Annotated in this window: 25 protein-coding genes; 13 read left to right on the forward strand and 12 right to left on the reverse strand. The window is 73.3% G+C overall.

What is annotated here, in order from left to right:
- Nucleotides 1-15: 15 nt before the first annotated feature.
- Nucleotides 16-1,245: an MFS transporter gene (locus ACWEF6_RS04765; RefSeq protein ID WP_449681674.1), complete on the reverse strand. Its 1,230-nt coding sequence runs from the start codon at nt 1,243-1,245 to the stop codon at nt 16-18.
- Entirely contained in the window at nt 1,242-1,829 is a 588-nt protein-coding gene (locus ACWEF6_RS04770; RefSeq protein ID WP_449681675.1) for an ArsR/SmtB family transcription factor, read from the reverse strand. Before ACWEF6_RS04770 ends, ACWEF6_RS04765 begins: the two co-directional genes overlap by 4 nt.
- Nucleotides 1,830-1,975: 146 nt before the next feature.
- Here ACWEF6_RS04770 and ACWEF6_RS04775 point away from each other — a divergent pair, with 146 nt between their 5' ends.
- Complete coding sequence (locus tag ACWEF6_RS04775) at nt 1,976-2,452, forward strand: MarR family winged helix-turn-helix transcriptional regulator (protein WP_310972969.1); 477 nt, start codon at nt 1,976-1,978, stop codon at nt 2,450-2,452.
- 156 nt (nt 2,453-2,608) lie between these two features.
- Nucleotides 2,609-4,234, forward strand: coding sequence for an ABC-F family ATP-binding cassette domain-containing protein (locus ACWEF6_RS04780; protein WP_449681676.1), 1,626 nt, complete (start codon nt 2,609-2,611; stop codon nt 4,232-4,234).
- 54 nt (nt 4,235-4,288) lie between these two features.
- Here the strand turns inward: ACWEF6_RS04780 and mshC are convergent, their stop codons facing one another.
- The 4 genes from mshC to ACWEF6_RS04800 all read right to left on the reverse strand — a co-directional run bounded on the left by mshC (nt 4,289) and on the right by ACWEF6_RS04800 (nt 10,144).
- Entirely contained in the window at nt 4,289-5,527 is a 1,239-nt protein-coding gene (gene mshC / locus ACWEF6_RS04785) for a cysteine--1-D-myo-inosityl 2-amino-2-deoxy-alpha-D-glucopyranoside ligase (protein WP_449681677.1), read from the reverse strand.
- 23 nt (nt 5,528-5,550) lie between these two features.
- Nucleotides 5,551-6,327: a MerR family transcriptional regulator gene (locus ACWEF6_RS04790; RefSeq protein WP_449681678.1), complete on the reverse strand. Its 777-nt coding sequence runs from the start codon at nt 6,325-6,327 to the stop codon at nt 5,551-5,553.
- A gap of 461 nt (nt 6,328-6,788) precedes the next feature.
- Nucleotides 6,789-8,750 carry a hypothetical protein gene (locus ACWEF6_RS04795; protein ID WP_449681679.1) on the reverse strand — a complete coding sequence of 654 codons (1,962 nt, stop codon included), beginning with the start codon at nt 8,748-8,750 and terminating at the stop codon, nt 6,789-6,791.
- A complete protein-coding gene (locus ACWEF6_RS04800) occupies nt 8,747-10,144 on the reverse strand; it encodes an ATP-binding protein (protein ID WP_449681680.1) in 1,398 nt (465 codons plus the stop codon). The genes ACWEF6_RS04795 and ACWEF6_RS04800 overlap by 4 nt, the downstream gene beginning before the upstream one ends.
- A gap of 113 nt (nt 10,145-10,257) precedes the next feature.
- Between ACWEF6_RS04800 and ACWEF6_RS04805 the strand changes: the two genes are divergently transcribed.
- Both ACWEF6_RS04805 and ACWEF6_RS04810 read left to right on the forward strand, forming a co-directional pair.
- Nucleotides 10,258-11,055, forward strand: coding sequence for a hypothetical protein (locus ACWEF6_RS04805; RefSeq protein ID WP_310972975.1), 798 nt, complete (start codon nt 10,258-10,260; stop codon nt 11,053-11,055).
- Nucleotides 11,056-11,058: 3 nt separating this feature from the next.
- Nucleotides 11,059-11,817 carry a methyltransferase domain-containing protein gene (locus tag ACWEF6_RS04810; RefSeq protein ID WP_449681681.1) on the forward strand — a complete coding sequence of 253 codons (759 nt, stop codon included), beginning with the start codon at nt 11,059-11,061 and terminating at the stop codon, nt 11,815-11,817.
- Here the strand turns inward: ACWEF6_RS04810 and ACWEF6_RS04815 are convergent.
- Nucleotides 11,814-12,857, reverse strand: a complete 1,044-nt coding sequence (locus tag ACWEF6_RS04815) for a ferrochelatase (RefSeq protein WP_449681682.1) — start codon at nt 12,855-12,857, stop codon at nt 11,814-11,816. The two genes, ACWEF6_RS04810 and ACWEF6_RS04815, sit on opposite strands and share 4 nt — an antisense overlap.
- Nucleotides 12,858-12,943: 86 nt before the next feature.
- Between ACWEF6_RS04815 and ACWEF6_RS04820 the strand changes: the two genes are divergently transcribed.
- Nucleotides 12,944-13,525 (forward strand): TetR/AcrR family transcriptional regulator, encoded by a 582-nt coding sequence (locus ACWEF6_RS04820; RefSeq protein ID WP_449681683.1) that lies wholly within the window; start codon nt 12,944-12,946, stop codon nt 13,523-13,525.
- Nucleotides 13,526-13,593: 68 nt separating this feature from the next.
- Nucleotides 13,594-14,754: a Cmx/CmrA family chloramphenicol efflux MFS transporter gene (locus ACWEF6_RS04825; RefSeq protein ID WP_449681684.1), complete on the forward strand. Its 1,161-nt coding sequence runs from the start codon at nt 13,594-13,596 to the stop codon at nt 14,752-14,754.
- Nucleotides 14,755-14,757: 3 nt separating this feature from the next.
- Here ACWEF6_RS04825 and fabI read toward each other — a convergent pair whose 3' ends face one another.
- Nucleotides 14,758-15,525 (reverse strand): enoyl-ACP reductase FabI, encoded by a 768-nt coding sequence (gene fabI, locus ACWEF6_RS04830; protein ID WP_285996419.1) that lies wholly within the window; start codon nt 15,523-15,525, stop codon nt 14,758-14,760.
- A 34-nt stretch (nt 15,526-15,559) separates the two neighbouring features.
- A complete protein-coding gene (gene fabG / locus ACWEF6_RS04835; RefSeq protein WP_449681685.1) occupies nt 15,560-16,264 on the reverse strand; it encodes a 3-oxoacyl-ACP reductase FabG in 705 nt (234 codons plus the stop codon).
- Nucleotides 16,265-16,446: 182 nt separating this feature from the next.
- On the opposite strand from fabG, the gene ACWEF6_RS04840 reads away from it, so the two are divergent.
- The 7 genes from ACWEF6_RS04840 to ACWEF6_RS04870 are packed head-to-tail and all read left to right on the forward strand — an operon-like array spanning nt 16,447 to nt 22,208.
- On the forward strand, nt 16,447-17,757 hold the full coding sequence (locus tag ACWEF6_RS04840; protein ID WP_449681686.1) for an MFS transporter: 1,311 nt from the start codon (nt 16,447-16,449) through the stop codon (nt 17,755-17,757).
- A gap of 7 nt (nt 17,758-17,764) precedes the next feature.
- On the forward strand, nt 17,765-18,433 hold the full coding sequence (locus ACWEF6_RS04845) for a response regulator transcription factor (RefSeq protein ID WP_310972981.1): 669 nt from the start codon (nt 17,765-17,767) through the stop codon (nt 18,431-18,433).
- 4 nt (nt 18,434-18,437) lie between these two features.
- On the forward strand, nt 18,438-19,832 hold the full coding sequence (locus tag ACWEF6_RS04850) for a sensor histidine kinase (protein ID WP_449681687.1): 1,395 nt from the start codon (nt 18,438-18,440) through the stop codon (nt 19,830-19,832).
- Nucleotides 19,829-20,773 (forward strand): TAXI family TRAP transporter solute-binding subunit, encoded by a 945-nt coding sequence (locus tag ACWEF6_RS04855; protein WP_449681688.1) that lies wholly within the window; start codon nt 19,829-19,831, stop codon nt 20,771-20,773. The genes ACWEF6_RS04850 and ACWEF6_RS04855 overlap by 4 nt, the downstream gene beginning before the upstream one ends.
- 14 nt (nt 20,774-20,787) lie before the next feature.
- Complete coding sequence (locus ACWEF6_RS04860; protein WP_449681689.1) at nt 20,788-21,210, forward strand: acyl-CoA thioesterase; 423 nt, start codon at nt 20,788-20,790, stop codon at nt 21,208-21,210.
- A 3-nt stretch (nt 21,211-21,213) separates the two neighbouring features.
- Entirely contained in the window at nt 21,214-21,675 is a 462-nt protein-coding gene (locus tag ACWEF6_RS04865) for a tRNA (cytidine(34)-2'-O)-methyltransferase (protein WP_449681690.1), read from the forward strand.
- 23 nt (nt 21,676-21,698) lie between these two features.
- Nucleotides 21,699-22,208, forward strand: coding sequence for a hypothetical protein (locus ACWEF6_RS04870; protein ID WP_449681691.1), 510 nt, complete (start codon nt 21,699-21,701; stop codon nt 22,206-22,208).
- Between the two features lies 1 nt (nt 22,209).
- On the opposite strand, the gene ACWEF6_RS04875 is transcribed toward ACWEF6_RS04870, so the two are convergent.
- From ACWEF6_RS04875 to ACWEF6_RS04885, 3 genes are read right to left on the reverse strand one after another with little or no spacing between them, the layout of a single operon-like run.
- Nucleotides 22,210-23,190, reverse strand: coding sequence for a VWA domain-containing protein (locus tag ACWEF6_RS04875; RefSeq protein ID WP_449681692.1), 981 nt, complete (start codon nt 23,188-23,190; stop codon nt 22,210-22,212).
- Nucleotides 23,187-24,131: a DUF58 domain-containing protein gene (locus ACWEF6_RS04880; protein ID WP_310972988.1), complete on the reverse strand. Its 945-nt coding sequence runs from the start codon at nt 24,129-24,131 to the stop codon at nt 23,187-23,189. The genes ACWEF6_RS04875 and ACWEF6_RS04880 overlap by 4 nt, the downstream gene beginning before the upstream one ends.
- Before the next feature lie 7 nt (nt 24,132-24,138).
- Nucleotides 24,139-25,212, reverse strand: a complete 1,074-nt coding sequence (locus ACWEF6_RS04885; RefSeq protein ID WP_043784031.1) for an AAA family ATPase — start codon at nt 25,210-25,212, stop codon at nt 24,139-24,141.
- Between the last annotated feature and the right edge of the window lie 112 nt (nt 25,213-25,324).

A 25,324-nucleotide genomic window follows, 5' to 3' on the forward strand; every position in this document is an offset into this window, starting at 1 on the left:
CAGCACGTCGGCGCTCTACGACCTCGCCGACGCCGCCCGGCAGGCCGGCTGCCGGGTCCACCCCCGGCGCGGGAGCAGCACCAGCAGCCCGGCGACGACGTAGACGCCGGCCTGGACGTTCAGGAGCACGGCGGGCCCGGTCGTCGCGACGAGCGCGCCCGCCAGCAGCGCGCCGGCGGTCGTGCAGGCGGCCACGGCGGCGAACGTCGTGCTCAGCACCCGGCCGGCCCGCTCGGGTGCCACCACGCTCTGGATCTCCGACAACACCCCGGCGCCGACGGCCACGCCCGGCGCCCCGACCACGACGAACAACCCGACGTACAGCCCCAGCGCCGTCGTGACCAGCGAGAGGTTCCAGATCAGCGCGGACACCAGCCCCAGCGCGAGGGAACCCCAGCCCAGCAGCGCCGTCGGCGCGACCCGCCGCGCCACGGTGGCCAGGGCGAACCCGGCGGCCAGCCCGCCGATCGCCTGCACACCCCGCAGCAGCCCCGCGTCGGCTTCGCTGCCGCCGAGCACGTCCAGGACGTAGACCACGAACAGCACCAGGAACATGCCCTGCGCCAGCGACGTGAACACCAGCGCGAGCCCGGTGCGCCGCAGCCGCGGGTCGTGCGTCAGCTCGCGCAGGCCGGTCAGCCAGGCGCGCACCACCGGTTCCCGCGCCGCCACCGGTGCCGGCGCGGCGACCCGGCGGAACGGCTTGGCCAGCAGGGCCGCGGCCACCACGAGCACGGCCAGGTAGCCGGTGATGACGTCGGTCAGCCCGCCGAAGCCCAGCAGGGCACCCCCGGCCCAGCCGCCGGCCAGCCGGGCGACACTGCCGTTCACGCTCATCAGCCCGTTGGCCGCGGTCACCTCCGCGACGCCGACCAGCTCGGGCACCAGCGCGTTGCGCGCGGGTTCGAACACCGACGCCAGTGCCGCCTGGGCGGCCATCACCGCGTAGACCACCGTGACACCGGGCTCGGCCAGCAGCGGCAGCGCCACCACGGCGAGCCCGCAGCAGACGCCGAAGAGCACCGCGCGGCGGTTCCACCGGTCGGCGACGACCCCGGCGACCGGGCTCAGCAGCACCGCGGGCAGCAGCCCGAGCACGATGCTCAACGCCGTCGTCGCGGCGGAGCCGGTGCGCTGGAAGACGTAGACGGGCAACGCCACTTGCAGCATCCACTCGGCCGTCTCGCCGAAGAAGGCGGCCACCCACAGCCGCGCGAACGCCGGAACCCCCAGCAGCTGCTTCATTCCTCCGCCTTCCCCGAGTGCTCGATGCGCGGGAACGCCCGCAAGCCGACGTGCACCGGGCGCGCGTCGGCGGGGGCGTCGGCGCGGATGGCGCCGACGTACGGCCGGACCAGCGCGTCGATCGCCTCGGTCAGCCGGGTCAGCTCCGCCGGCGTGACGCGCAGCGCGTAGGTGGCCAGCCCGGTCGCGGCGCGCCAGGCCGGGTCGAGGTCGTCGAAGGAGTCCAGGTACCGCTGGGTCAGCTCCTGCTCGTGGCTCAACTGCGCGCCGACCACGCCCAGCTGCGCGGCCCGGTGCGCCGGGTCGGCGGCGGGCTCCCCCAGCTCCAGACCGACCTGCCGGGCGCGCCACGGCCGCTCCCGGCCGTCCTCGGCGTCGGCCCGCTCGACCAGGCCGTACTGCGCGAGCTGCCGGAGGTGCCAGCTGCAGTTGGACGCCGTCGAGCCGACCGCTTCGGCGCACTCGCTCGCGGTGCGCGGGCCGACCGCGGTCAGGTGGTTCAGCAGCGCCGACCGCAGCGGGTGCGCCAGCGCGCGCAGCAGCTCGACGTCTTCGATCCGCTTGCGCGGCGGCAGCCCGGCCATCGGTCGTCCAATCTGAAAGAACTATTTCGAAAGTCTTCTTTCATAGTTCGTCCCGCCTGCGGGTCTGTCAAGCGGCTCCGCTATCGTTCGCGGGGCAGTGACTGCACCGGGCAGTGACTGCGTCGTCACCGAACCTGGGATGGACGTTGCCCGACCAGCGCGAACTCGCCACCGCCGCCGCCCTCGCCCTCCCCCGGTTCGTCGGGTCGACCGCGCTCTTCCACGCGGCGGTCGCCGAGCGGATGGCCGTCACCCCGACCGAGCTGCACTGCCTGCACCTGCTCCACGGCGGCGTCAGCGATTCGCCGTCCGAGCTCGCCCGGCTGCTCGGGATGAGCACGGGCGCGTTCACCCGGCTGCTCGACCGGATGGAGCGGCACCGGCTCGCCGAGCGCGCGCCCGATCCCGCGGACCGCCGCCGGCTCGTCGTCCGGCCGCTGCCCGACCGGATGGCCGAACTCGCCGAGCTGTACGCGCCGATGGCCCGGTTCGTCGGTGAACGCCTGGCCCGCTTCGACCGCCGCCAGCTGACCGCCCTGCTCGAATTCCTCACCGACGGCACCGCGGCGGCCGAACGGTCGACGGCGGACCTGCCGGATGTGACCCAGGCCATAACCCGTTGACTAACTCTACGGTTGTTGCGTTAACCTGGTTCCACTATGAGGAACTGAACCGCGCCCATCCCGCTTGAGGCGGCACCGGTCGAGCCGACGCTCCCGCGTGCCACGACGCCCGGCGTGGATCCCCGCTTTTCTTCCCCCAGGGCCCGGTGATCGCACATGTCTCCCGTTTTCCCGTTGCAGGCCAAGGACGTCGTCTTCGGCTACGGCACCCGCGTCGTCCTCGACGGCGTCTCCCTCACCGCGTCGGCCGGGCAGCGGCTCGGCCTGGTCGGCGAGAACGGCACCGGCAAGTCCACCCTGCTGCGCCTGCTCGCCGGGCTCGAAGAACCGCGTTCCGGCGAGGTGCTCCGCGGCCCGGACGTCGGGTTCCTGCTGCAGGAACTCCCCTTCGCCCTGGACGCGACCTTCGCCGACGTGCTCGACGACGCGCTCGCCGAGATCCGCGCCGCCGCGGCCCGGCTCGACGAGCTGACCGCCGCCATGACCGACCGGCCTGACGACCCGGGCGTGCTCGAGGAGTACGGCCGGGTCCTGGAGTGGGCCCAGGCCCACGACCTCTGGGACGCCGACCGCCGCGCCAAGCTCGTCTGCGACGGGCTCGGCCTCGGCGGCGTCGCCCCGGACCGGCGGCTCGGCACGCTGTCCGGCGGGCAGCGGTCCCGGCTCGGCCTGGCCGCGCTGCTGATCCGGCAGCCGGAGACGCTCCTGCTCGACGAGCCGACCAACCACCTCGACGACAGCGCGATGGCGTTCCTCGAGCGCCACCTCACCGAGCTGACCGGAATCGTGGTGCTGTCCTCGCACGACCGGGTGTTCCTCGACGCTGTCTGCACCGACATCGTCGACCTGGACCCGGCCGCGGCCGACCGGCAGGCCGGCGGCGCGGTGCGCTACGGCGGCAGCTACACCGACTACCTCGGCCACAAGAAGGCCGAACGCGCCCGGTGGGAGCAGCGGTACGCCGAAGAGCAGGAGGAGCTGAAGGAGCTGCGGGAAACCGTCGCGGTCACCGCGCGGAACGTCGCCTACGGCCGCGGCCCGCGCGACAACGACAAGTTCATCCACCACTTCAAGGGCGCCCGCGTCCAGAAGACGATCTCGCGGCGGGTGCGCGACGCCGAGCAGCGGCTGGAGAACCTGGAACGCGACCAGGTCCGCAAACCGCCGGCGCCGCTGCGGTTCCGGGCCGAGCTCACCGGCCGCGCGACCGGCGACGGCCCGGCCATCTCGGTGCGCTCGCTGGAAGTCCTGGGACGGTTGTCGCTGCCGCGGCTGGACGTCGACGGCTCGGCCCGGCTGCTCGTCACCGGCGGGAACGGCGCCGGGAAGTCGACCCTGCTGTCGGTGCTGGCCGGCCGGCTCGCCCCGGCGGCCGGGACGGTCCACTTCGGACACGGCGTCCGGGTCGGGCTGCTGGAGCAGGACGTCGTGTTCGCCGCACCGGAGCGGACCGCGGCCCGGGTGTACCGGGACGCGCTCGGCGAGGACGCTCCCCCGTTGAGCCGGCTCGGTCTGCTGGCGTCACGGGATCTGCGGCAGCCCGTCGGGGCGCTGTCGGTCGGCCAGCGGCGGCGGCTGGCGCTGGCGATCCTGCTGGCCGAACCGCCGGACGTCCTCCTGCTGGACGAGCCGACGAACCACATATCGCTGACCTTGGCGGAAGAGCTGTTCGCGGCCTTGGAGACGGCGCCGGGCGCGGTCGTCATCGCGTCCCACGACCGGTGGCTGCGGCGGGACTGGGCCGGCGACCACCTGGAGCTGGCCGCGGGCCGGCCGGTATAGGGCGTTATACCCGGACCGGGCCCGGCACTCGCGGGAGTGCCGGGCCCGGGTTCGTCAGAGGGCGACGCCGAGGAGGGCGTCGACGGCGTCGCGGATCAGGCCGGGTGCCGTCGGGTCGGTGCCGTCGCGACGCAGGGCTTCGTTCGCCCACGCGTCGATCGCCGCCAGGGCCTTCGGCGTGTCGAGGTCGTCGGACAGGTGGTCGCGCAGCCGCGTGACGGTGTCCTCCGCCGCCGGTCCGGTGGCCAGGGAGACGGCTTCGCGCCAGCGCGCGAGCCGGGTTTCGGCTTCGGCGAGGAGCGCATCGGTCCACGGGCGGTCTTCGCGGTAGTGGCCGGCGAACAGCGCGAGCCGGATCGCACCCGGGTCGACCTGGTCGGCGCGCAGCCGCGAGACGAACACGAGGTTCCCGCGCGACTTCGACATCTTCTCGCCGTCGAGGCCGATCATCCCGGCGTGCACGTAGTGGCGGGCGAACGGGCCGTCCTTGGCGACGGCCTCGGCGTGCGCCGCGCTGTACTCGTGGTGCGGGAAGATCAGGTCCGAACCACCGCCCTGGAGGTCGAAGCCCAGGCCCAGCCGGTTGACCGCGATCGCGCTGCACTCGATGTGCCAGCCGGGCCGTCCGGCGCCAAGCTCGGACTCCCAGGACGGCTCGCCTTCGCGGGCAACGCGCCACAGCAGCGCGTCCAGCGGGTGGCGCTTGCCGGCGCGGTCGGGGTCGCCGCCGCGCTCGGCGAAGAACTTCCGCATGGTCGGCTCGTCGTAGTTCGACTCGTAGCCGAACTTCCCGGTCGCGGTGTGGTCGAAGTAGACGTCGGGGAACTCCGGGTCGTCCGCGCGGTAGGCGGCGCCGTTGGCCAGCAGTTTCGCGATGACCTCGACGATCTCCGGGATGCTCTCGACGGCGCCGACGAACTGCTTCGGCGGCAACACACGCAGGGCGACCATGTCCTCGCGGAACAGCGCCGTCTCGCGCATGCCCAGCACGACCCAGTCGTCCTGGTCGCGTTCGGCCCGCTCCAGCAGCGGCTCGTCGATGTCCGTCACGTTCTGCACGTAGTGGACGTCGTGCCCGTTGTCCCGCCAGATGCGGTTCACCAGGTCGAAGGCGAGGTACGTCGCGGCGTGCCCCAGATGCGTCGCGTCGTAGGGCGTGATGCCGCAGACGTACATCCGGGCGGTGGCGCCGGGCGCGGTCGGGCGGATCTGCCCGGTGGCCGTGTCGTGGAGCCGCAGCGGGCGGGGGGTGCCGGGGATGCGGGGCACGTCGACCGATGACCAAGTCTGCATACCTCGACTGTAAGGCTGGTGCGTCACGCCTTCCCGAGCGGTGGGACGAGCCTCACGCGGGCGTAGGTTTCGATCGCCCGCGCCAGCCACGCCGGAAGCGCCGGATCGGCCCGCTCGGCCAGCGCCCGCTGCCGCGGATCGGTGACGTAGAGCCCGCCCATCGCCGCGTAGGCCGCGGCGGTCGGCTGCCAGAAGTGGCTGACGGACCGGTGGTGCTCGGCGACGGCGTCGAGCGCGGCGGGATCGTCCGGCGCCGCCCCGGACCGCATGACGGAGGCCAGCCGCCGGAAGAGGGCCGCACTCCGGGCGGCGGCGTGCTCGTAGTCGGCGGCGGTGAGTCCCTCCTGGGCGGCCTGGGCGGTGTCGAACGCCACGGCGGCCCCCTCGCCGAATGTCTCGCGGTAGTGCTGCCGCAGGGCGGCGCTGTCCTTCCGGAGGCCGGCGAAGAACCGCTCGGGATCCTCGATCCGAGCCCGGCCGAGGTCACCGAGCGTCTCCTCGACGGTCCCGATGACCCGATCGAGGCGCCGCCGCTCTTCTTCGAGCTGCGCGAGGTGCCCGCGCAGGGCGGTGGCCTCGTCGACCTGCTCGCCGAGCACGGCCCCGATCTCGGCCAGCCCGAGCCCGAGCCGCCGCAGCAGCAGGATGCGCTGCAGGCGCAGCAGCTCGAGCCGGCCGTACCAGCGATACCCGTTCGGCGCGACCGAAGCCGGGGTCAGCAGGCCGATCGCGTCGTAGTGGCGCAGCATCCGCGCCGAGACGCCGGACGCCTTCGCGACCTGGCTGATCGAGTACTGCATCAGGCCAGCTTAGGAGGCGACCTTCACACGGTGGCAAGTTTTGCTGCCCGCCGGCTGGTGTGGGCAGCGCGGCCCGGTGGGGCGAGCGCACCTCACCCACCAGCGCGAACCCGCCGGGCGCGCGTGGCCGCCACCGAGGCCCGACGCGCAGCCGGCACACGTGAGCCGCCCGGGCGCTCACTCACGCAGCTGAGCGCCCGCGCCGGCGCGGTGGGGCCGCCGCACCTCGCCGACCACCGCGAACCCGCCGCGGCCACGAGCGACCGAGCCCCGCCGCACCGCCGGCTTGCGTGGCAGCGCGGGCGCTCCCTCAGCCAGTCGAGCGTCCGCCCAACCCCCGGGGGCAGCGCATCTCACCGGCGGCCCCGCACTCGCCGAAATCGCCGCCGGGCGCGAGTGGCCGCCGCAGCGACCGGGCCCCGGCCGGGGCACTCACCCAGCCGGGTGAGCGCCCGCGCCGGTCACCGCCGGGTGCGCAGGTAGTCGCCGACCACTGCTGCGCCCAGGCCGTCCAGGTCCGGGGCGATCACGCGGCCTCCCGAGCGGCGGGCGATCAGGTCCACGAACGCCGTCAGCCTCGGGTCGTCGCCCAAGCGGAACACCGAGATCGATGCGCCCAGCTTGGCCAAGCGGTCCACTTCGGACAGTGTCTTGTGGAGGGTCCGGGGCTGGGGCGGGTAGTCGAAGACCGCCTCGCCGTCGGGTTCCAGGTGGGCCGTCGGCTCGCCGTCGGTGACCATCAGGACCACCGGCTGGGCGTCCGGGTGCCGCCGCAGGTGCTGACCCGCCAGCAGCAGCCCGTGGTGGGCGTTCGTGCCCTGCTCCCAGGCGCCCTCCAGGCCGACCAGCTCCGGCAGCTCCATCGACTGGGCGTAGCGGCCGAACGTGATCAGCTGCAGGGCGTCGTTGCGGAACCGGGTGCTGATCAGCTGGTGCAGCGCGAGCGCCGTGCGCTTCATCGGCAGCCAGCGCCCCTCCTGCACCATCGACCACGACGTGTCGACCAGCAGCGCCACCGCCGCGCGCGTCCGGTGCTCGGTCTCGACCACCTCGACGTCCTCGACGTCGAGGCGCACCTGCCGCTCCCCCACCGACACCGACCGCAGCACGGCGTTGCGGATGGTGCGCGGCACGTCCCAGGGCTGCATGTCCCCGAACCGCCACGGCCGCGACGCGCCGGTGGGCTCGCCCGCCGCACCCGCCGACTCGGTCTCGCGCTCGCCGGTCTTGCCGCGCAACGCGTTCACGATGTCGGACAGCGCCGTCTCACCCAGGCGCCGCAACGCCTTGGGCGACAACCGGAGCGAGCCGTCGGCGGCGCGTTCGAACAGGCCCTGGCGACGCAGCTCGCGCTCCAGCTCGGCCAGCCGGCGAGCGTCGACACCCGCGTCCTTGCCGAGCTGGCGCTCGAGGGACTCCAGGTCGATGTCCTCCAGCCGCGCGCCCGGGTAGGACTGGCCGAGCTGCTCGGCCAGCGCGTCCAGCTCGGCGAGGTCCTGCATGGCCTGGGCGCCTTCGCCCATGCCCAGCGGGTTGTTGCCGCGGAAGCGCGCCGAGCCCGTCCAGTCCTCGCCCGGCCGGGCCGCCCGCAGCTGACCGTCCAACCGGGACAGTTGCTGGGCCAGCCGGGGGTCACCGAAGGCCTGCTGGGTCAGCTCCGCGAGTTCCGCCCGCTGCTCCGCGGACATCGAGTTCAGCATCCGCTGAGCGGCCGCTGACCGCTCGGCCAGCGCGTCGATCAGCTCCTCGACGTTCCGCGGGTTCTCCGGGAAGAACTCGCCGTGCTTGGCCATGAAGTCGTCGAAGCGCTGCTGGATGTCGTCCGCGCCCTGGGCGTGGGCGGCGAGCAGGTCGTTGAGGTCGGAGAGCATCTCGTTGATCCGCTCGACGTCCTCGGGCCCGGCGTTCTGCAGCGCCTGCTTCATGCCCTGGAACCGCGACTCCATCAGCTCCTGGCCCAGCAGGTCCCGGATCTTCTGGTAGTTCTCCCGGCCCTGTTCCGAGCGCCAGTCGTAATTCGCCAGTTCGTTGACGGCGGCGGCTGTCCCCGGCGGCAGCGCGTCGAGCTGGGCCTCCCGGAACCGGGCGTCGTCGTCCGGGTCCGGGAACAGCTCGCGGCGCTCGGCGTCGAGGGCCTCCTGCAGCAGGCGCTGGACCTCCTGCAGGGTGCCGTCGAGGTTGTTGCGCCGCTGGATCTGCGACCGGCGCTGCCACAGCCGGCGGGTCAGCTCGTCGAGGCCCGCGGTGCGGTTGGTGCCGCGCCGCAGCATCTCCTCCAGCGCGGCCCGCGGCGACGCGCCGGCCATGACGTCCTGGCCGATCTCGTCCAGCGCGTCACGCAGGTCGGCCGGCGGCGCGAGCGGGTCCGGCCCGTCGTGCCACGGGCCGTAGGAGTAGCCGTCGGGAAGCGGGACCGCGGTCATCGGCCGTAGACGGTCGTCGCGTCGTCGGAGTCCTTCGCGAGCCTGCGCGAGAGGAACAGCGATTCGAGGGCGAGTTCGACGGCGGCCGCGATCCGCCCGGCGGGCTCGTCGGCGGCGACCCCGGCACGCTGGGCGACCTCGTGCAGCACCGGCAGTTCCGGCAGCGCTTCGAGGACGTCCTTGCCCGGCACGCGCTCGCCGGTGGACACCAGGTGCCCTTCGCCGACCGCGTCCGCCAGGGGCCGCAGGTCGAGGCCGGCGAACCGGTCACGGGCGGTCTCGGCGATCGCCATCCGCAGCAGGTGCACGAGGTGCTCGATCTCGCGGCCCTCTTCGCCGGGCTCGAACTCGATCTTGCCGCGCAGCACCGACGGGACGGCGTCGAGGTCGACCGGGCGCGCCACCGCGGGCTCCTCGCCGGTCAGCGCCGAGCGCCGCAGGGCCGCGGCCGCCACGGTTTCCGCCGCGGCGACGGCGAACCGCGCCGAGACGCCGGAACGCTGGTCGATCACCGTGGATTCCCGGAGGTTCCGGACGAACCGGGCGAGCACTTCCAGCAGCGGCTCGCCGACTTCGGCGACGAGGTTCGCCTCCTGCCGCACGACCGCCACTTCCGAGGCCACGTCCAGGGGGTAGTGGGTGCGGATCTCGGCGCCGAAGCGGTCCTTCAGCGGGGTGATGATCCGGCCGCGGTTGGTGTAGTCCTCGGGGTTCGCGGTGGCGACGAGCAGGACGTCCAGCGGCAGCCGCAGCGTGTAGCCGCGGACCTGGATGTCGCGCTCCTCCATCACGTTCAGCAGCGCGACCTGGATGCGCTCGGCGAGGTCGGGCAGCTCGTTGATGGCCACGATGCCGCGGTGGGCGCGCGGGACGAGACCGAAGTGGATGGTCTCGGGGTCGCCGAGGCTGCGGCCTTCGGCGACCTTCACCGGGTCGACGTCGCCGATCAGGTCGCCGACCGAAGTGTCCGGGGTGGCCAGTTTTTCGGTGTAGCGCTCGGAGCGGTGGCGCCAGGCCACCGGCAGGTCGTCGCCGAGCTCGGCGGCGCGGCGGATCGACCCGGGCGTGATCGGCTGCAGCGGGTGTTCGCCCAGCTCGGAGCCCTCGATGACGGGTGTCCACTCGTCGAGCAGGCCGGCCAGGGTACGCAGCAGGCGGGTCTTGCCCTGGCCGCGTTCGCCGAGCAGGACGACGTCGTGGCCGGCCAGCAGCGCGCGTTCGAGCTGCGGCAGCACGGTGCGCGAGAAGCCGACGATGCCGGGCCAGGCGTCCTCGCCGTTCTTGAGCGCGGTCAGCAGGTTGTCGTGGATCTCTCGGGCGATCGGGCGCGGCTCGTACCCGGCCGCGCGCAGGGCCCCGGCGGTGCGGGGAAGAGCGTCTGGAACAGCGTTCACCTCCTCGACGCTACTGCCGGATCGACGGTGCGTCGATGTGGAGCGGCTCCAGCGTGGGCGCGCTCCCGGCATCCGGAGCCGCCCGGTAAAATAGGGCAGTAAAATAGCGAACTGTGTGCCGTCCCAGTGCGACTTTCGCCGTCTGGTCGAGCGCGTGGCTCAACGGGGCCGCCGCGTCCGACGATGTCCTCGATGCCCTGCTCGCGTGGGGTGAGGCCCATGACGTCGTGGCCGCCGACGCGGCCGCGGCCGACGCGTTCGCGCTCCCGCTGGCGTTCAACCGGGCGGCCACGCCGGTGCAGCTGCTGATGGCGCTGCGTTCGCAAGGAGCGAAATCCCTCCACCTGGTCCTGCCGGTCCCGGGCGACGTCCGCGGCCTGGGCGGCGGCGGCCCGTTCACCGAAGCGGCGTTGCGCGCGGGTGACGCGCTGGTGCTGCCGGACCTCGGCTTCGGCCTGGTGCCGGAGCCGATCGCCGAAGGCCTGGTGCGCTGGACGGTCTACGCGCTGCCGTCGCCGACGACCCCGGAGTACGTCCCGCTCGGCGAGGCCGAGCACGGGCTGACCGACGCGATCCGCGCCAGCGCCGGGGCGTTGCAGACCCTCGACGTGGCTTCGGACCGGCCGGGGGTGCGCGCGGAGCTGTCGGCCCACCTGCGCTCCCGCCCGAACGTGGATTGGCCGGCGGGCACGCCCGGGCGCGCGTTGCGGGTGCTGCAACGAGCGGAGGAGATCGCGGCGATCCTGGCGATCGCGTCCTCCGACGACCCGGGCGGAGCGCTGTCGGCGTCGGCGTCGACGTTGCGCGCCCAGGCGCTGCGGCCGTTGTCGGACGCGGTCCGGACGGCCCGCTGCGCGGCGATCAACGAAGCGGTCCGGGTGTTCGCGGAGCAGACGGCCCGCGAAGGCTGAGCGGTGCCGGACGACACCTGGGCCGCGGTCGCCGGCGATTTCGCCGACGGCGCCTACGCGACGGCCAAGGGCCGCGTCCGCACCTCCGTGATGCACCGGCAGCTCCTGGAGCACCTGCCCGCCCCGCCGGCCTCGGTGCTGGACGTCGGCGGCGGCGCCGGTCACCAGTCGTTCCCGCTGGCCCGCGCGGGCCACGACGTCACGCTGCTCGACTCGTCGGCGGCGATGCTCGCCAAAGCCCGGCAGCGGCTGCCGGAGCGGGTGACGCTCGTGCAAGCCGACGCCGCGAACGCCGCGGAGGCGGTCGGCGGCCGTCGTTTCGACGCCGTCCTGTGCCACGGCGTGCTCGGCTACCTGGCCGACCCGGACCCCGTGCTCGACCAGCTGTGCCGCTGCGCCGCGCCCGGCGGGCTCGTCTCGGTCATGACCGGCAACGCCGAGGCCGCGGCCGTGCGCCCGGCCCTGGAAGGACGCTGGGAAGACGCCCTGGAGGCGTTCGGCACCCGTACCGAAATCGGGGTACTGGGCCTGCCGACGCGCGCCGACACGGTGGCCGAACTGAGCGAGGCACTCCGCAGCCGCGGGGTGGAACCCGTTGCGTGGTACGGGGTCTGGCTGTTCGTCGACTGGCTCGACCTCAGCGGCGCCGGCCCGGACCCGGCCGACGCCGAACGGATCGCGGCCGTCGAGTTCGAGGCCGGCCGGCGGGATCCGTACCGCCGGCTCAGCCGCGCCGTCCACCTCGTGGGGCGCCGGACCTAGCGGCCCGGGCGCTTCGCCGGTTCGCAGCAGCCGATCGCGCAGGGCGCGCCGTTGACCGTGCAGCCCGCCGCCGGGAACGGCGACAGCTTGCGCGGCGCCACGCCGTGCGTGTGCTCGCGGATCAGCTCCACCACCAGCTCCGCGAAGCGGGGATCCGCGCCCGCCGTCGCCGCGCGGGCGAACTTCATCCCGTGCTCGGCCGCGCGCTCCGCCGCCTCGTTGTCCAGGTCCCAGATCACCTCGAGGTGGTCGGACACGAACCCGATCGGCGAGACGACCACCCCCGGCACCCCGGCGGCGTGCAGCGCGTCGAGGTGGTCGACGACGTCCGGCTCCAGCCACGGCACCTGCGGCGGCCCGGACCGCGACTGCCAGACGACGTCGTACTCCGCGATGCCCGCCTCGGCCGCGACCAGGCGAGCCGCCTCCGCGATCTGGCGCGAATACCGGCGGCCGCCTTCCGACGGCGGGCCCGAGGCGCGATCGGCGCTCTCCGGCACCGAGTGCGCCGTGAACACCGTGCGGATCCCCGGCTCGTTCCCGAGCGACGCGTGGGCCGCGCGCACGCCGTCGGCAACCGCCGAGACGAACAGCGGGTGGTCGAAGAACTGGCGCAGCTTCACCAGTTCGGGGGCGCCCTCGCCGACCGCCGCGCTGGCGCGTTCGATGTCTTCGTCGTACTGGCGGCACGCCGAGTAGCCGCCGTACGCGCTCGTGGGGAACACGAGGACCTTCTTCGCGCCTTCCGACGTCAGCGCGGCCAGGGTGTCCTCGACCATCGGGTGCCAGTTGCGGTTGCCGAAGTGCACCGGCAGGTCCATGCCGGCCGCCGAGAGCTGCTTCTCGACCGCGGCCATCGCGTCGCGGTTCAGCTTGTTGATCGGCGAGACCCCGCCGAAGTGCTGGTAGTGCTCGGCGACCTCCAGGAGCCGCTCGCGCGGCACCCCCCGGCCCCTGGCCACGTTCTCGAGGAACGGCATGACCTCGTCGGGCCCTTCCGGGCCGCCGAACGAGAGCCACAGCAACGCGTCGTATCCCACCCCGTCATCTTGCCGATGTGGCCGCCCGCACGCCGACTCGGGCCGGTTATGAATCGACCAGTCCAAAACTGTGCTACGGTCTTCCCATGGCCAGGCCACGGGAGTTCGACGAGACCGCCGCCGTCGAGAAGGCGATGCACGCCTTCTGGGAACGCGGCTACGAAGCGACCTCGACCCAGGACCTGTGCGAGGCCACCGGGCTCGGCCGCAGCAGCGTCTACAACACTTTCACCAGCAAGCGGGCCCTGTTCCGGCGCTCGCTGACGCACTACACCAGCACGCAGCTGGACCGGCGGCAGGCACTCCTCGACGGCCCGGGCACGGCGGCCGAGCGGATCGCCGCGGTGCTCGACAGCGCCGTCGAAGACGACCTCGAAGAGCGCCGCCGCGGCTGCCTGGTGGTCAACACGCTGGCCGAGCTGGGCCTGCCCGAGAACGAGGTGGGCGCCGCCCTGCAGGCCGACACCGACCGGAATCTCGCCATGTTCACCGAGTGCGTCCGCGAGGGCGTGCTCGACGGCAGCCTCCGGGACGGCCTGGACCCCGCCGAGGTGGCGGAGTTCCTGCTCAGCACCACCTCGGGCCTGCGGGTGATGGCCCGCCGGGGCACCAGCCGCGAGAGCATGCACGCGGTCGCCGACATCGCCCTCTCCGCCATCACGCGCTGAGCACCGCCCGATCCGGTCCACGCACACCCCAATTTTGGACTGATCAATACACAACCGGAGGAGAACCCATGCCCCTGGCCGTCTTCGTCCTCGGGCTCAGCGTGTTCGCGCTGGGCACGTCCGAGTTCATGATCACCGGCCTGCTCCCCGGCATGGCCGCCGACCTGCACGTGAGCATCCCCGACGCCGGGCTGCTGATTTCGGCGTTCGCCATCGGCATGGTCGTCGGCGCGCCGCTGCTGGCGATCGGGACGCTGCGGCTCCCCCGCCGCCGCACGCTGCTGGCCCTGCTCGGCGTGTTCGCCGTCGCGCACGTCGTCGGCGCCCTCGCCGAGGGGTACGCGCTCCTGTTCGCGACCCGCGTGGTCGCGGCGCTCGCCTGTGCGGGCTTCTGGACCGTCGCGCTGGCGACGACGATCGCGCTCGTCCCCGCCGAACGGCGGGGACGCGGGATGGCGGTGCTGGTCGGCGGGCTGACCGTGGCGAACATCGCCGGGGTGCCCGCCGGCACGTTCCTCGGCCAGCACGCGGGCTGGCGGACGGCGTTCTGGGCGGTGACGGTGGTGACGCTGGTGGCGGTCGCCGGGGTGGCGCTGCTGGTGCCGGAGACGACCGGCGGGCCGCTGAGCGTGCGCGGCGAGCTGCGGCTGTACCGGCGCGGCCGGGTCTGGCTCGCGCTCGGCGTGATCGCCCTGTGCCAGGCCATGATCTTCGCCGCGTTCAGCTACCTGGCGCCGTTGCTGACCGAGACCGACGGCCTGCCCGGCGAGTGGGTGCCGGGCGTGCTCGCGCTGTTCGGCGTGGGCGCGCTGATCGGGATCAGCGCGGGCGGCCGGCTGGCCGACCGGCGGCCGTTCGCGACGCTCTACGGCTGCCTCGCGCTCGCGCTGGCCGCGTTGCTCGTGCTCGCCCTCACCACCGACGCGCTCGTGGCCGTCGCGGCCGTGCTCGTCTTCGGCGTGGCCGCGTTCGGCGCCAACCCGGCGCTGAACCTGCGCGCCTTCCAGGCCGCCGGCGACGCGCCGACGCTCGTCGGGGCCAGCACGACGTCGGCGTTCAACGTCGGCAACACCGCCGGCCCGTGGCTGGGCGGTGTCGCGATCGACGCGGGGCTGGGCTTCCCGAGCGTGGCGTGGACCGGGATCGCGCTCGGCGTCGCCACGCTGGCCGCGCTCACGGTCGCCGCCGTCGTCCAGCGCGGCGACGACCGTGAACTCGTGGCCGTGTGAGGGTCAGACGCCGAGGAAGTGGACCCCGCCGTCGACCATGATCATCGAGCCGGTGGTGGCCGGGAGCCAGTCCGAGAGCACCGCGCAGACGCTCTTCGCCACCGGGTCCGGGTCCGTGCTGTCCCAGCCGAGCGGCGCCCGCTCGCCCCAGCCGTCCTCCAGGTCGACGAAGCCCGGGATGGACTTGGCGGCCATGGTCTTCATCGGGCCGGCGCTGACCAGGTTGACGCGGATGCCCTGCGGGCCCAGTTCCTTGGCCAGGTACCGGTTGACCGACTCGAGCCCGGCCTTCGCGACGCCCATCCAGTTGTAGACCGGCCACGCGACACGCGCGTCGAAGTCCATGCCGACGTACGACGCACCCCGGCCGAGCAGCGGCAGGCACGCCTTCGCCAGTGACATGTACGAGTACGTCGAGATCTCGATCGCGGTCTTGACGTCCTCGGCCGGGGCGTCCAGGAAGGGCGCGCCGAGGCAGGTCTGCGGGGCGAAGCCGATCGAGTGCAGCACGCCGTCGAGGCCGTCGACGTGTTCGCGCACCTTGTCGGCGAGGCCGTCGAGGTGCTCCTGGTTGGTGACGTCCAGCTCGATCACCGGCGCCTCTTCGGGCAGCCGCTTGGCGATGCGCTCGACGAGCGACATGCGGCCGAAGCCGGTCAGCACCACCTTGGCGCCCTCCTGCTGCGCGATCTTGGCCGCGTGGAAGGCGAGCGAGGCGTCGGTGATGATGCCGGTGATCAGCAGGCGCTTGCCTTCGAGCAGTCCGGGCACGGGTCCTCCAAGTTCTGTTCGGGTCGGTTTTCGGTCAGTGGCCGAGGCCGAGGCCGCCGTCGACGGGCAGCACGGCCCCGTTGACGTAGCCGGCTTCTTCGGAGGCCAGGTACCGCACGGCGGCGGCGATCTCCGACGGCTCGGCGTACCGGCCGGAGGGCACCTGCGCGAGGATTTCCTTCTTGCGCGCCTCGGGCAGCTCGTCGGTCATGTCGGTGTGCACGAACCCGGGCGCGACGACGTTCGAGGTGATGTTGCGCGAGCCGAGCTCCCGGGCGAGCGACCGAGCGAAGCCGACCAGCCCGGACTTCGACGCGGCGTAGTTGGCCTGCCCGGCCGAGCCGGAGAGGCCGACGACGGAGGAGATGAAGACGAACCGGCCCCACTTGCCGCGCAGCATGCCCCGCGAGGCCCGCTTGGCGACCCGGAAGGCCCCGGTGAGGTTCGCGTTGACGACGCGCTCGAACTGCTCGTCGCTCATCCGCATCAGCAGCGTGTCATCGGTCAGCCCGGCGTTGGAGACGAGCACCTCGACCGGCCCCTGGTGCTCCTCGACGAGCTTGAAGGCGGCGTCGACCTGCTCGGTGTCGGTGACGTCCGCCTGAACCCCGAAGAGCCCCTCGGGCGCCCCCGAACCACGGTGCGTGACGGCGACCCGGTGCCCCTGCTCGGCGAGGTCCCGGGCGATCGCCAGACCGATGCCCCGGTTGCCCCCGGTGACCAGAACCGACCGTCCCACTGTGTGCTCCCTCTTCTTCGACGTGCGCTGATGCCGGGCACGAGGCTATCGGCAGCGCCGCCGGGTCGCGCACCCGCGTCGCGGTGTCCGCGACCGTCCTAAGCGGGTGTTAGGAACTGCCTCCCGACCTTGCTGGTTACCCGCTGGTTGGTCACCGTGAGTCGCAACACAGGAGGTCGACGATGACAACCCGGATCAGCCCCGCGAGCACGGGGACCGTGAACGAAAAGCGCGTGATCGGCAACGTGCTGCGCGGCTCGATCGGCAACTTGGTCGAGTGGTACGACTGGTACGCCTACGCGGCGTTCACCACCTACTTCGCCAAATCCTTCTTCCCCACCACCGACACCACCGCCGCCTTCCTCGGGTCCGCCGCAGTGTTCGCCGTCGGGTTCCTCATGCGGCCGCTCGGCGGGTGGCTGCTCGGGCGGATCGCCGACCGGTTCGGGCGGCGGGGTGCGCTGGTCCTTTCGGTCACCATGATGGCCGGGGGCTCGCTGCTCATCGCCGTCACGCCGGGGTACCAGACCATCGGGATCGCCGCGCCGATCCTGCTCGTGCTCGCCCGGCTGGTCCAGGGTCTCTCGGTCGGGGGCGAGTACTCCACCTCGGCGACCTACCTGTCCGAAGTGGCCACTCCCGGCAAGCGCGGCTTCTACTCGAGCTTCCAGTACGTGACGCTCTACGGCGGCCAGCTGCTCGCCCTCGGCCTCCAGCTGATCCTCCAGGCCCTGCTCACCGAGCAGCAGCTGACGGCGTGGGGCTGGCGGATCGCGTTCGCCGTCGGCACGGTCGCCGCGCTCAGCGTCATGTGGCTGCGCCGCGGAATGGACGAATCGGAGAGCTACCGGCGCGAAGCCGGGGAGGCCAAGGGCAGCCGCGGCACGCTGCGCGAGCTGGCGAAGTACCCCAAGGAGATCGCGCTCGTCGTCGGGCTGACCCTCGGCGGCACCGTCAGCTTCTACACCTTCGCCACCTACAGCCAGAAGTTCATGGAGAACACCGCGCACATCCCGCGGCGGTCGGTCACCGTGGTCCTCTTCCTGGCCATCCTGGTCGCCGCGATCCTGCAGCCGGTGTTCGGGCGGCTGTCCGACCGGATCGGCCGCCGGCCGCTGCTGCTGTTCTTCGGCATCGGCGGCACGCTGCTCACCGTGCCGATCATGACGGTGATGGGCTCGACCCGGAACCCGGTCGGCGCGTTCTTCCTGGTCCTCGCCGGGCTCGTGGTGGTGGCCGGGTACACCTCGATCAACGCGATCGTGAAGGCCGAGCTGTTCCCGACGAAGATCCGCGCGATCGGCGTCGGCCTGCCCTACGCGCTGACCGTGGCGATCTTCAGCGGTACCGCGGAGTTCATCGCGCTGGCCCTCAAGAGCGCCGGGCACGAGCAGGTCTTCTTCTGGTACGTCGCGGGCACCGTCCTGGTCTCGCTGATCGTCTACGGCACAATGCGGGAAACCTCGAAGACCTCGGAGCTGGAACGACGCTGACAGGGAGATGGCCGTGCGCGTGCTCCTCGTCGAAGACGACGCGGGTGTCGCCGGCGCGCTTGCCGAGTCGCTGCACGCGCGCGGTCATCCCGTCACCAGCGTCGCCCGCGGGGCCGACGCGCTGCACCACCACCGCGGCGCGGACCTCGTCCTGCTGGACCTGGGCCTGCCCGACCTCGACGGCCTCGACGTCCTCCGCAAGATCCGGGCCGTCTCGCCGGTCCCGGTGATCGTGCTGACCGCCCGCGGCGACGAACGTTCGGTCGTGCGCGGGCTGCGGCTCGGCGCCGACGACTACCTCACCAAGCCGGTGCGGCTGGCCGAGCTGCTGGCCCGGATGGACGCCGTCGTGCGGCGGGCGGTCGCCCGGGCCACCCCGGCCGGTGACGTCGTGCGCGTCGAAGACGTCGAGATCGACCTCGGCGCCCGGCGGGTGCTGGTCGCCGGGCACGACGTCGGGCTGACCACCAAGGAGTTCGAGATCCTGGCCGTGCTCGCCGCGCGCCCCGGCACCGCGGTCAGCCGCCAGCAGCTGATGGACGAGGTCTGGGGCGACGCCTACCTCGCGGTGTCCCGCTCGCTCGACGTCCACCTCACCGGGCTGCGCGCCAAGCTCGACCGGCCGGGCCTGCTCACCACCATCCGCGGCTTCGGCTACCGGCTCGGCCGGGACTGACCCCGTGCGCACCCGGCTCCTGGTGGTCCTGGTCGCCCTCGCGCTCGCGGTGGTCGCCGCGTTCGCCGTGCCGCTGCTGACGGCCACCGCCGAGCAGCGCACCCAGCAGCTGGTCATCTCGCGCACCGCCGACGTCGACCGGTTCGTCGTGCTCGCCCAGCAGGCCGTCGACACCCACGATCCCGCGGCCCTCGCGGCCGACGCCGAGCGCTACGCCCAGCTGTACGGCGAAGGCGTCGTCATCGTCGACGCCCGGCGGCTCCCCCTGGTCCAGGCGGGCGGTCTGACCGCGGGCGACCCGGCGGTGCGCGGGCTCGTGGAAGCCACCATGCGCAACGAACCGGCGCCGCGGGTGGACCGGCTCGACCCGTGGTCGGCCGAACCGGCCTACTTCGCCCGCCCGGTCGGCACCGGCACGCGCGTGTCCGGGGTGGTCGTGCTGCGCGCGTCGGTGACGGCGGCCGCCGCGGACGTCGCCACCCGGTGGGGCACCATCGGCGCCGGCGCGGTGCTGGTCGCGATGGTGTTCGTGCTGCTGGCCGTGGTGCTGGCCCGGTGGATGGTACGGCCCCTGCACGAGCTCGAAACCGGGGTGCTCGCGGTGGCCGGCGGGCACCGCGCGCACGTCCCGGAACGCACCGGGCCGCGGGAGCTGCGGTCGCTGGCCGCCGAGGTCAACCGGATGTCCGAGGCCGTGCTCGAAGCCGCCGAGCAGCAGCACCGGCTCGTCGCCGACGCCTCGCACCAGCTGCGGAACCCGATGGCGGCCCTGCGGCTGCGCGTCGACTCGCTGGCCGGGCGCATCGATGGCGACGACCGGACCTACCGGGCGACCGTCGCCGAGGTCGAACGCCTGGAGAAGCTCCTCGACGGCCTGCTCGCCCTCGCCCTGGCCGAGAGCACCGCGACCCGCGTCGCCGCCGGCGGGGCCGACGAGGCCTGCGACCTCGCGTCCGTGCTCGCCGAACGCGTCGACGCCTGGCGCCCGGCCGCCGAGGACGCCGGTGCGACGCTCGTGCCGCCGCCGGGACACGACGAGCCGGTGACCGTGCGCTGCCCGGAAGGCGAGCTCGCGCAGATCCTCGACGTCCTGCTCGACAACGCCGTCCACTACGCCGGCCGCGGCGCGAAGATCACGGCCGATTGGGAACGCGGTGGGGAAACCGCGACCCTCGTCGTCACCGACGACGGACCCGGACTGTCCGAAGAGGACAGAGCGCGGGCGACCGAGCGGTTCTGGCGCGCGGGCGGCGAAGGGGCACCGCGCGGCACCGGCCTCGGCCTGGCCATCGCGCACCAGCAGGTGCGCACCCGCGGCGGCGTCCTCGAACTGCGGCAGGCGCACCCGCACGGCCTCGAAGTCCGCGTCGCGCTGCCGCTGCGGGAGGTGCCGGGATGACGCTCACCCGCCGCACGGCCCTGCTCGGCGGCCTCGGCCTCGCCCTGGCCGGGTGCTCGAGCGCCGGCTACCGCGGCCCGGACCGCCCGCTCACCATCGCGGCCGGCGAGCGCGGCGGGTTCTACCTGGCCTTCGCCGAGCTGCTGTCGGCCGAGCTGAACCGCGCGGAACCGCTGCTGCACGCCACCGCGGTGCCGACCGAGGCGAGCGTCGCCAACGTCGGCCTGGTGCAGCGGGGCCAGGCCGACCTGGGGCTGGTGCTCGCCGACGTCGCCCAGACCGCCCTGTCCGGCGGCCCGCCGTTCGCCGGGACGGTACCGCTGCTCGCGCTCGGCCGCGTCTACGAGAACTACCTGCAGCTCGTCGTGCGGGCGGACGGACCGGTGCGCGAGCTCGCCGACCTCGCCGGGCGGCCGGTGTCCCTGGGCGCGAGCGGCTCCGGGGCGGCGCAGCTCGGCGAGCGCGTGTTCGCCAAGGCGGGGGTCGCGGTGGACGCCCGGCACCTGCTGTTCGACGACGCCGTCCGCGCGCTGGCCGGCCGCCGCGTCGACGCCATGCTGTGGTCCGGCGGTGTCCCGACGCCGAAACTGGCCGAGCTCACCCGCACCACCCCGATCGCGCTGCTCCCCCTGGATTCGGTGGTGCCCGCCCTGCGCGCGGCCTACGGCCCGGTCTACGACCAGGTCCAGGTCCCCGACGGCGCGTACCGCGGGGTCGGCGCGCTGAGCACGATCGGCGTGGCCAACCTCCTGGTGTGCGCGCCTTCGCTGCCGGACGACGTCGCCGCGGCCGTGGTCCGGCTCCTGGTCGAACGCGCGACGGCACTGGTGCCCGCCGAGGCCGTGGGAACGCAGTTCCTCGACGTCCGGACGCTGATCGGGACCCAGCCGGTCCCCCTGCAGCCGGGCGCTGCAGCCGCTTACCGGGCCCTGCACGGCTGAACTAGATTGAGCGGGTGACCGCACCTCGCCGCCCGATCGCCGAGATGCCCCTGCGCGTGCGCTACCACGAGTGCGACGGGCAGGGCATCGTCTTCAACGCCCACTACCTGGCCTATGTGGACATGTGCTCGTTCGAGGCGGAGAAGGCGCTCTTCGGCTCCCACGACGAGTTCCTGGCCCACGGCACCGACGTCGTGGTCGCCGAGGCGAACGTCAAGTTCCGCGCGCCGGCCCGCTACGACGACGACCTGGTCGTCTCGCAGTACCTGAACCACCTCGGGACGACGTCGCTGGTCTTCGACTTCGCGATCCACCGCGGCGAAACCCTGGTGGCGGAAGCGGCCCTCCGGTACGTCTTCATCGACCCGGCCACGCTGCGCCCGCAAGCGCCGCCGGACGCGGTCCGCAAGGTCTACGCGACCCTGCTCGGGGACTGAGCCGTGTTCCGCGTTCTCTTCTACCAGCCGGAAATCCCGCCCAACACCGGCAACGCGATCCGCCTGGCCGCCAACACCGGCTGCGAGCTGCACCTGGTCGAGCCGCTCGGCTTCACGTTGGAGGACAAGCAGTTGCGCCGCGCCGGGCTCGACTACCACGACCTCGCGCGGGTCCACGTGCACGCCTCGCTGGCGGCGGCCTGGGAAGTGCTGCTGCCGGCCAAGATCTACGCGTTCACCGCCTCGGCGACCCGGCTCTACACCGACGTTTCCTACGCACCGGGCGACGTCCTGATGTTCGGGCCGGAGTCGGCCGGCCTGCCCGCGGCGGTCCTGGACGCGCCCGAGGTGACCGACCGCGTGCGGCTTCCGATGCGGCCGTCGAACCGGTCGCTCAACGTGGCCAACACCGCGGCCATCACGGTCTACGAAGCCTGGCGCCAGAACGGCTTCGCGGGCGCTTGATCGGCTTCCGGTAGGTTCGCCGGATGCGACAGGAGTTTCTGGGGGCGCTCATCGGCGCCGCGTTCGGTACCGTCTTCGTCCTGGTCAACGCCGGTGACCCACTCCCTGCCGCGCTCGGCTGGGTCCTGCGCGTCCTCGCCGTGCTCGCCCTGGCGGCCGTGGTGGTCCTGGGTGTCCGCGCGGGCGGGCGGCCGACGCTCGAAGGCCGGCCGATGTTCGGGCCGAGCTACCGGTTCATCGTGCTCGGCGAGGTCGTGCTGCTCTTCGCCGGGTTCTTCGTGCTGCGCCTGCTGGAAGCGCCCGTGCAGGCCAACGTCGCCTGGATCGCGACCGTCGTCGGGTTGCACTTCGTCGCGCTGGCCTCGGCGTGGAAGACCCGCTCGATCCTGGTGGTCGGCGTCGTCCTGACCGCGCTCGGCGTCGTCGGGCTCGCCCTGCTCGGCAGCGCCGCCGCGTGGGTGCCGTTCATCAGCGGCGTGCTCTCCGGGGTGACCCTGCTCGGCGGCAGCCTCTACGGCGTCCGCCGAGCCTGAGTCACGGCAGTCTCTGCCCGAAGAACAGGCTGGCCGCCGCGCCCAGCATGAGGATCAACGTCCCCACCACCACCCACGGCTTGCTCGCGTCGGCGTCTTTGAGCTCGTAGCCGATCTGCTCCCCGAGGTCGGCGTAGACCTTCTTCAGCTCCTCGGCACTGGCCGCCTTGTAGAAGTCGCCGCCGGACAGCCGGGCGATCTCGCGCAGCGACTCGTCGTCCACGCTGACCGGCTGCTGCTTGTCGTCGATGGTGACCGAGCCGTGGGTGGTGCCGAACGAGATCGACGAGATCGGTACCCCGGCCTGCTTCGCCGCCTGCGCCGCGGTGTACCCGCCGCGCGCCGCGTACAGGTCCTCCGGGACCGTCTGCTTCCCGTCCGACATCAGCACGATCCGCGCCGGCGGCGGCCCGTCGGCGCCGCCGACGACGCTCGAGAAGCTCTCCACCGACTGCAGCGCCGCGAAGATGCCCTCACCGGTCGCCGTCGACTGGGCCAGCTTCAGGTTTTCGATCGCCTTGATCACGCCGTTGCGGTCGGTGGTCGGGTTGACCAGCACCGTCGCCGTGCCCGCGAAGGAGATCAGCCCCAGGTTGATGCCCGGTGTCATGTTCCGCGCGAAGCTCGTCGCCGCTTCCTGGGCCGCCTGCAGCCGGGTCGGGGCGACGTCGGTGGCCTCCATCGACAGCGAAACGTCGATCACCAGCATCACGGTCGCCCGGTTGCGCGGCACCTTCTGCTCGGCGGTCGGCCCGGCCAGCGCCACGGTGAGCAGCAGCAGCGAGAGCACGATCAGCACCGCCGGCACATGCCGCACCCAGCCCTGGCTCTTCGGGGCGACCTTCTCCAGCAGGTCGAGGTTCGCGAACCGCATGGTCCGCTTCCGGCGCGCCCGCTGGGCGAGCACGTACCCGATGGCGACCGCGGCGACCGCGATCAGCAGCAGGAACCACCAGGGTGCGGCGAACCCGGTCAGGCTCACGCGACACCCCCCGACCAGCGGCGCTTGCGGGCGACGACGAACCGCACCATGTCGGCGATCCAGTCGGCGTCGGTGCGCAGCGTCAGGTGGGCCGCCCCCGCGCGCCGCAGACCGGCCGCCACGCGCTGGCGGTGGGCGTGGGCCGCGGCCCCGAACTCCTTGCGCAGCAAGGCCGAAGCGTGCACTTCGCGCTGTTTCCCTGTCTCCGGGTCGGCCAGCACGACGGTGCCCACCTCGGGCAGGTCGACGTCGCGCGGGTCGAGGACTTCGATCGCGATCAGTTCGTGGCGCCCGCCCAGGGCCCGCAGCGGCCGCTCCCAGGATTCGTCGCCCAGGAAGTCGGAGATCACCACGGCCAGGCCACGCCGGCGCGGCGGACGGCGCAGCGCCTCCAGGGCCTGGGCGAAGTCGCCCCGGGTGCCCTCGGCCGCGCGCGGTGTCTCGGCGAGCTTGCGGACCAGCCCGCGGGCGTGCGCCAGGCCGCCGCGTGCCGGGATGCGGGTCGTGTCGGCGCCGGTGGAGACCAGCGCGCCGATCCGGTTGCCGCCGCCTCCGGTGAGGTGCGCGACCGCGGCGACGGCGCAGATCACCAGGTCGCGCTTCTCGCACAGCGCGGTGCCGAAGTCGAGGCTCGCCGAAAGGTCGGCGACGACCCACGTCTCGAGTTCGCGGTCGGCCACGGTCTCGCGGATGTGCGGGGTCGTGGTGCGGGCGGTGACCGCCCAGTCCATCCGGCGGACGTCGTCGCCGGGCTGGTACGGGCGGGCCTCGCCGGGTTCGGACCCCGGCCCCGGCACCAGGCCGAGGTGGTTGCCCTGCAGCAGCCCGTCGAGCCGGCGGCGGACGTCGAGCTCCAACGTCCGGAGCCCGGCTTCCAGGCGGTCGCCGCGCAGGACCGGCGGCGCCCAGGACGGGCGCGCGCCCTGCTCGTTCTTCGCCATCGCCGGGTTACCTGACCGGCGCGCCCGCCGGGACCGGGCCGCCCTGGCCCGCCCCGCCCTGCGGCCGGGCCGAGACCTGCGGCAGCGGCACGGTCTGCAGCACGCGCGTGATGATGTGGTCGATGGGCACGCCGTCGGCGAGGGCGTCGTAGGACAGCACGAGCCGGTGGCGCAGCACGTCGGGGACGACGTCGACGACGTCCTGCGGCAGCACGTAGTCGCGGCCGCGGACCAGAGCGAGCGCGCGGGCGGCGGCGATGATGCCGAGGCTCGCGCGCGGCGAAGCCCCGTAGGAGACCCAGCCGGCGACGTCGGCGAGGCCGTGTTCGTTCGGCGTCCGGGTGGTCAGCACCAGCCGCACCACGTAGTCGACGAGGGCGTGGTGCACGAACACCTGCGACGCGACGCCCTGCAGCCGGACCAGCTCGCCCGGGCTGAGCACCTCGTGCGGGGTGGGCGGGGTGACGCCCATCCGGTAGATGATCTCGCGCTCCTCCTCGGCGGAGGGGTACTCGACGACGATCTTGAACAGGAACCGGTCGCGCTGGGCTTCCGGCAGCGGGTAGACACCCTCGTTCTCGATCGGGTTCTGCGTGGCGAGCACGAGGAACGGGTCGGGCATCGGGAACGTCTGGCCGCCGATCGACACGTGCCGCTCGGCCATCACCTCGAGCATCGCCGACTGCACCTTGGCGGGCGCGCGGTTGATCTCGTCGGCGAGCACGAAGTTCGCCACGACCGGGCCGAGTTCGACGTCGAAGCGCTCGGCGCCCTGGCGGTAGATCCGGGTGCCGAGGATGTCCGCGGGCACCAGGTCGGGCGTGAACTGGACGCGGGAGAACGAGCCCCCGACGACCCGCGCGAACGTCTCGACGGCGAGGGTCTTCGCCACACCGGGCACGCCTTCGAGCAGCAGGTGGCCCTTGGCCAGCAGGCCGACCAGCATCCGCTCGACCAGGCGGTCCTGGCCGACGATGATCCGCTTGACCTCGAACACGGTCCGCTCCAGCAACTGGGCGTCCCGCGCCGGCGTTGCGGGCTGCTGCCCGTTCCCGCCCTCGGCGTAGCCGGGCTCGGTCACTCTGCCTCCTCGAATTCTCGTGCGCCGCCCCCGCGACGGTGATCACGCGGTGCGACCGTACTGCGCCCCCGGTCGGCCGGCGCATCCGGCACGCGGACGACCACAGCCGGGC

This window comes from Amycolatopsis sp. NPDC004772 (assembly GCF_053601215.1).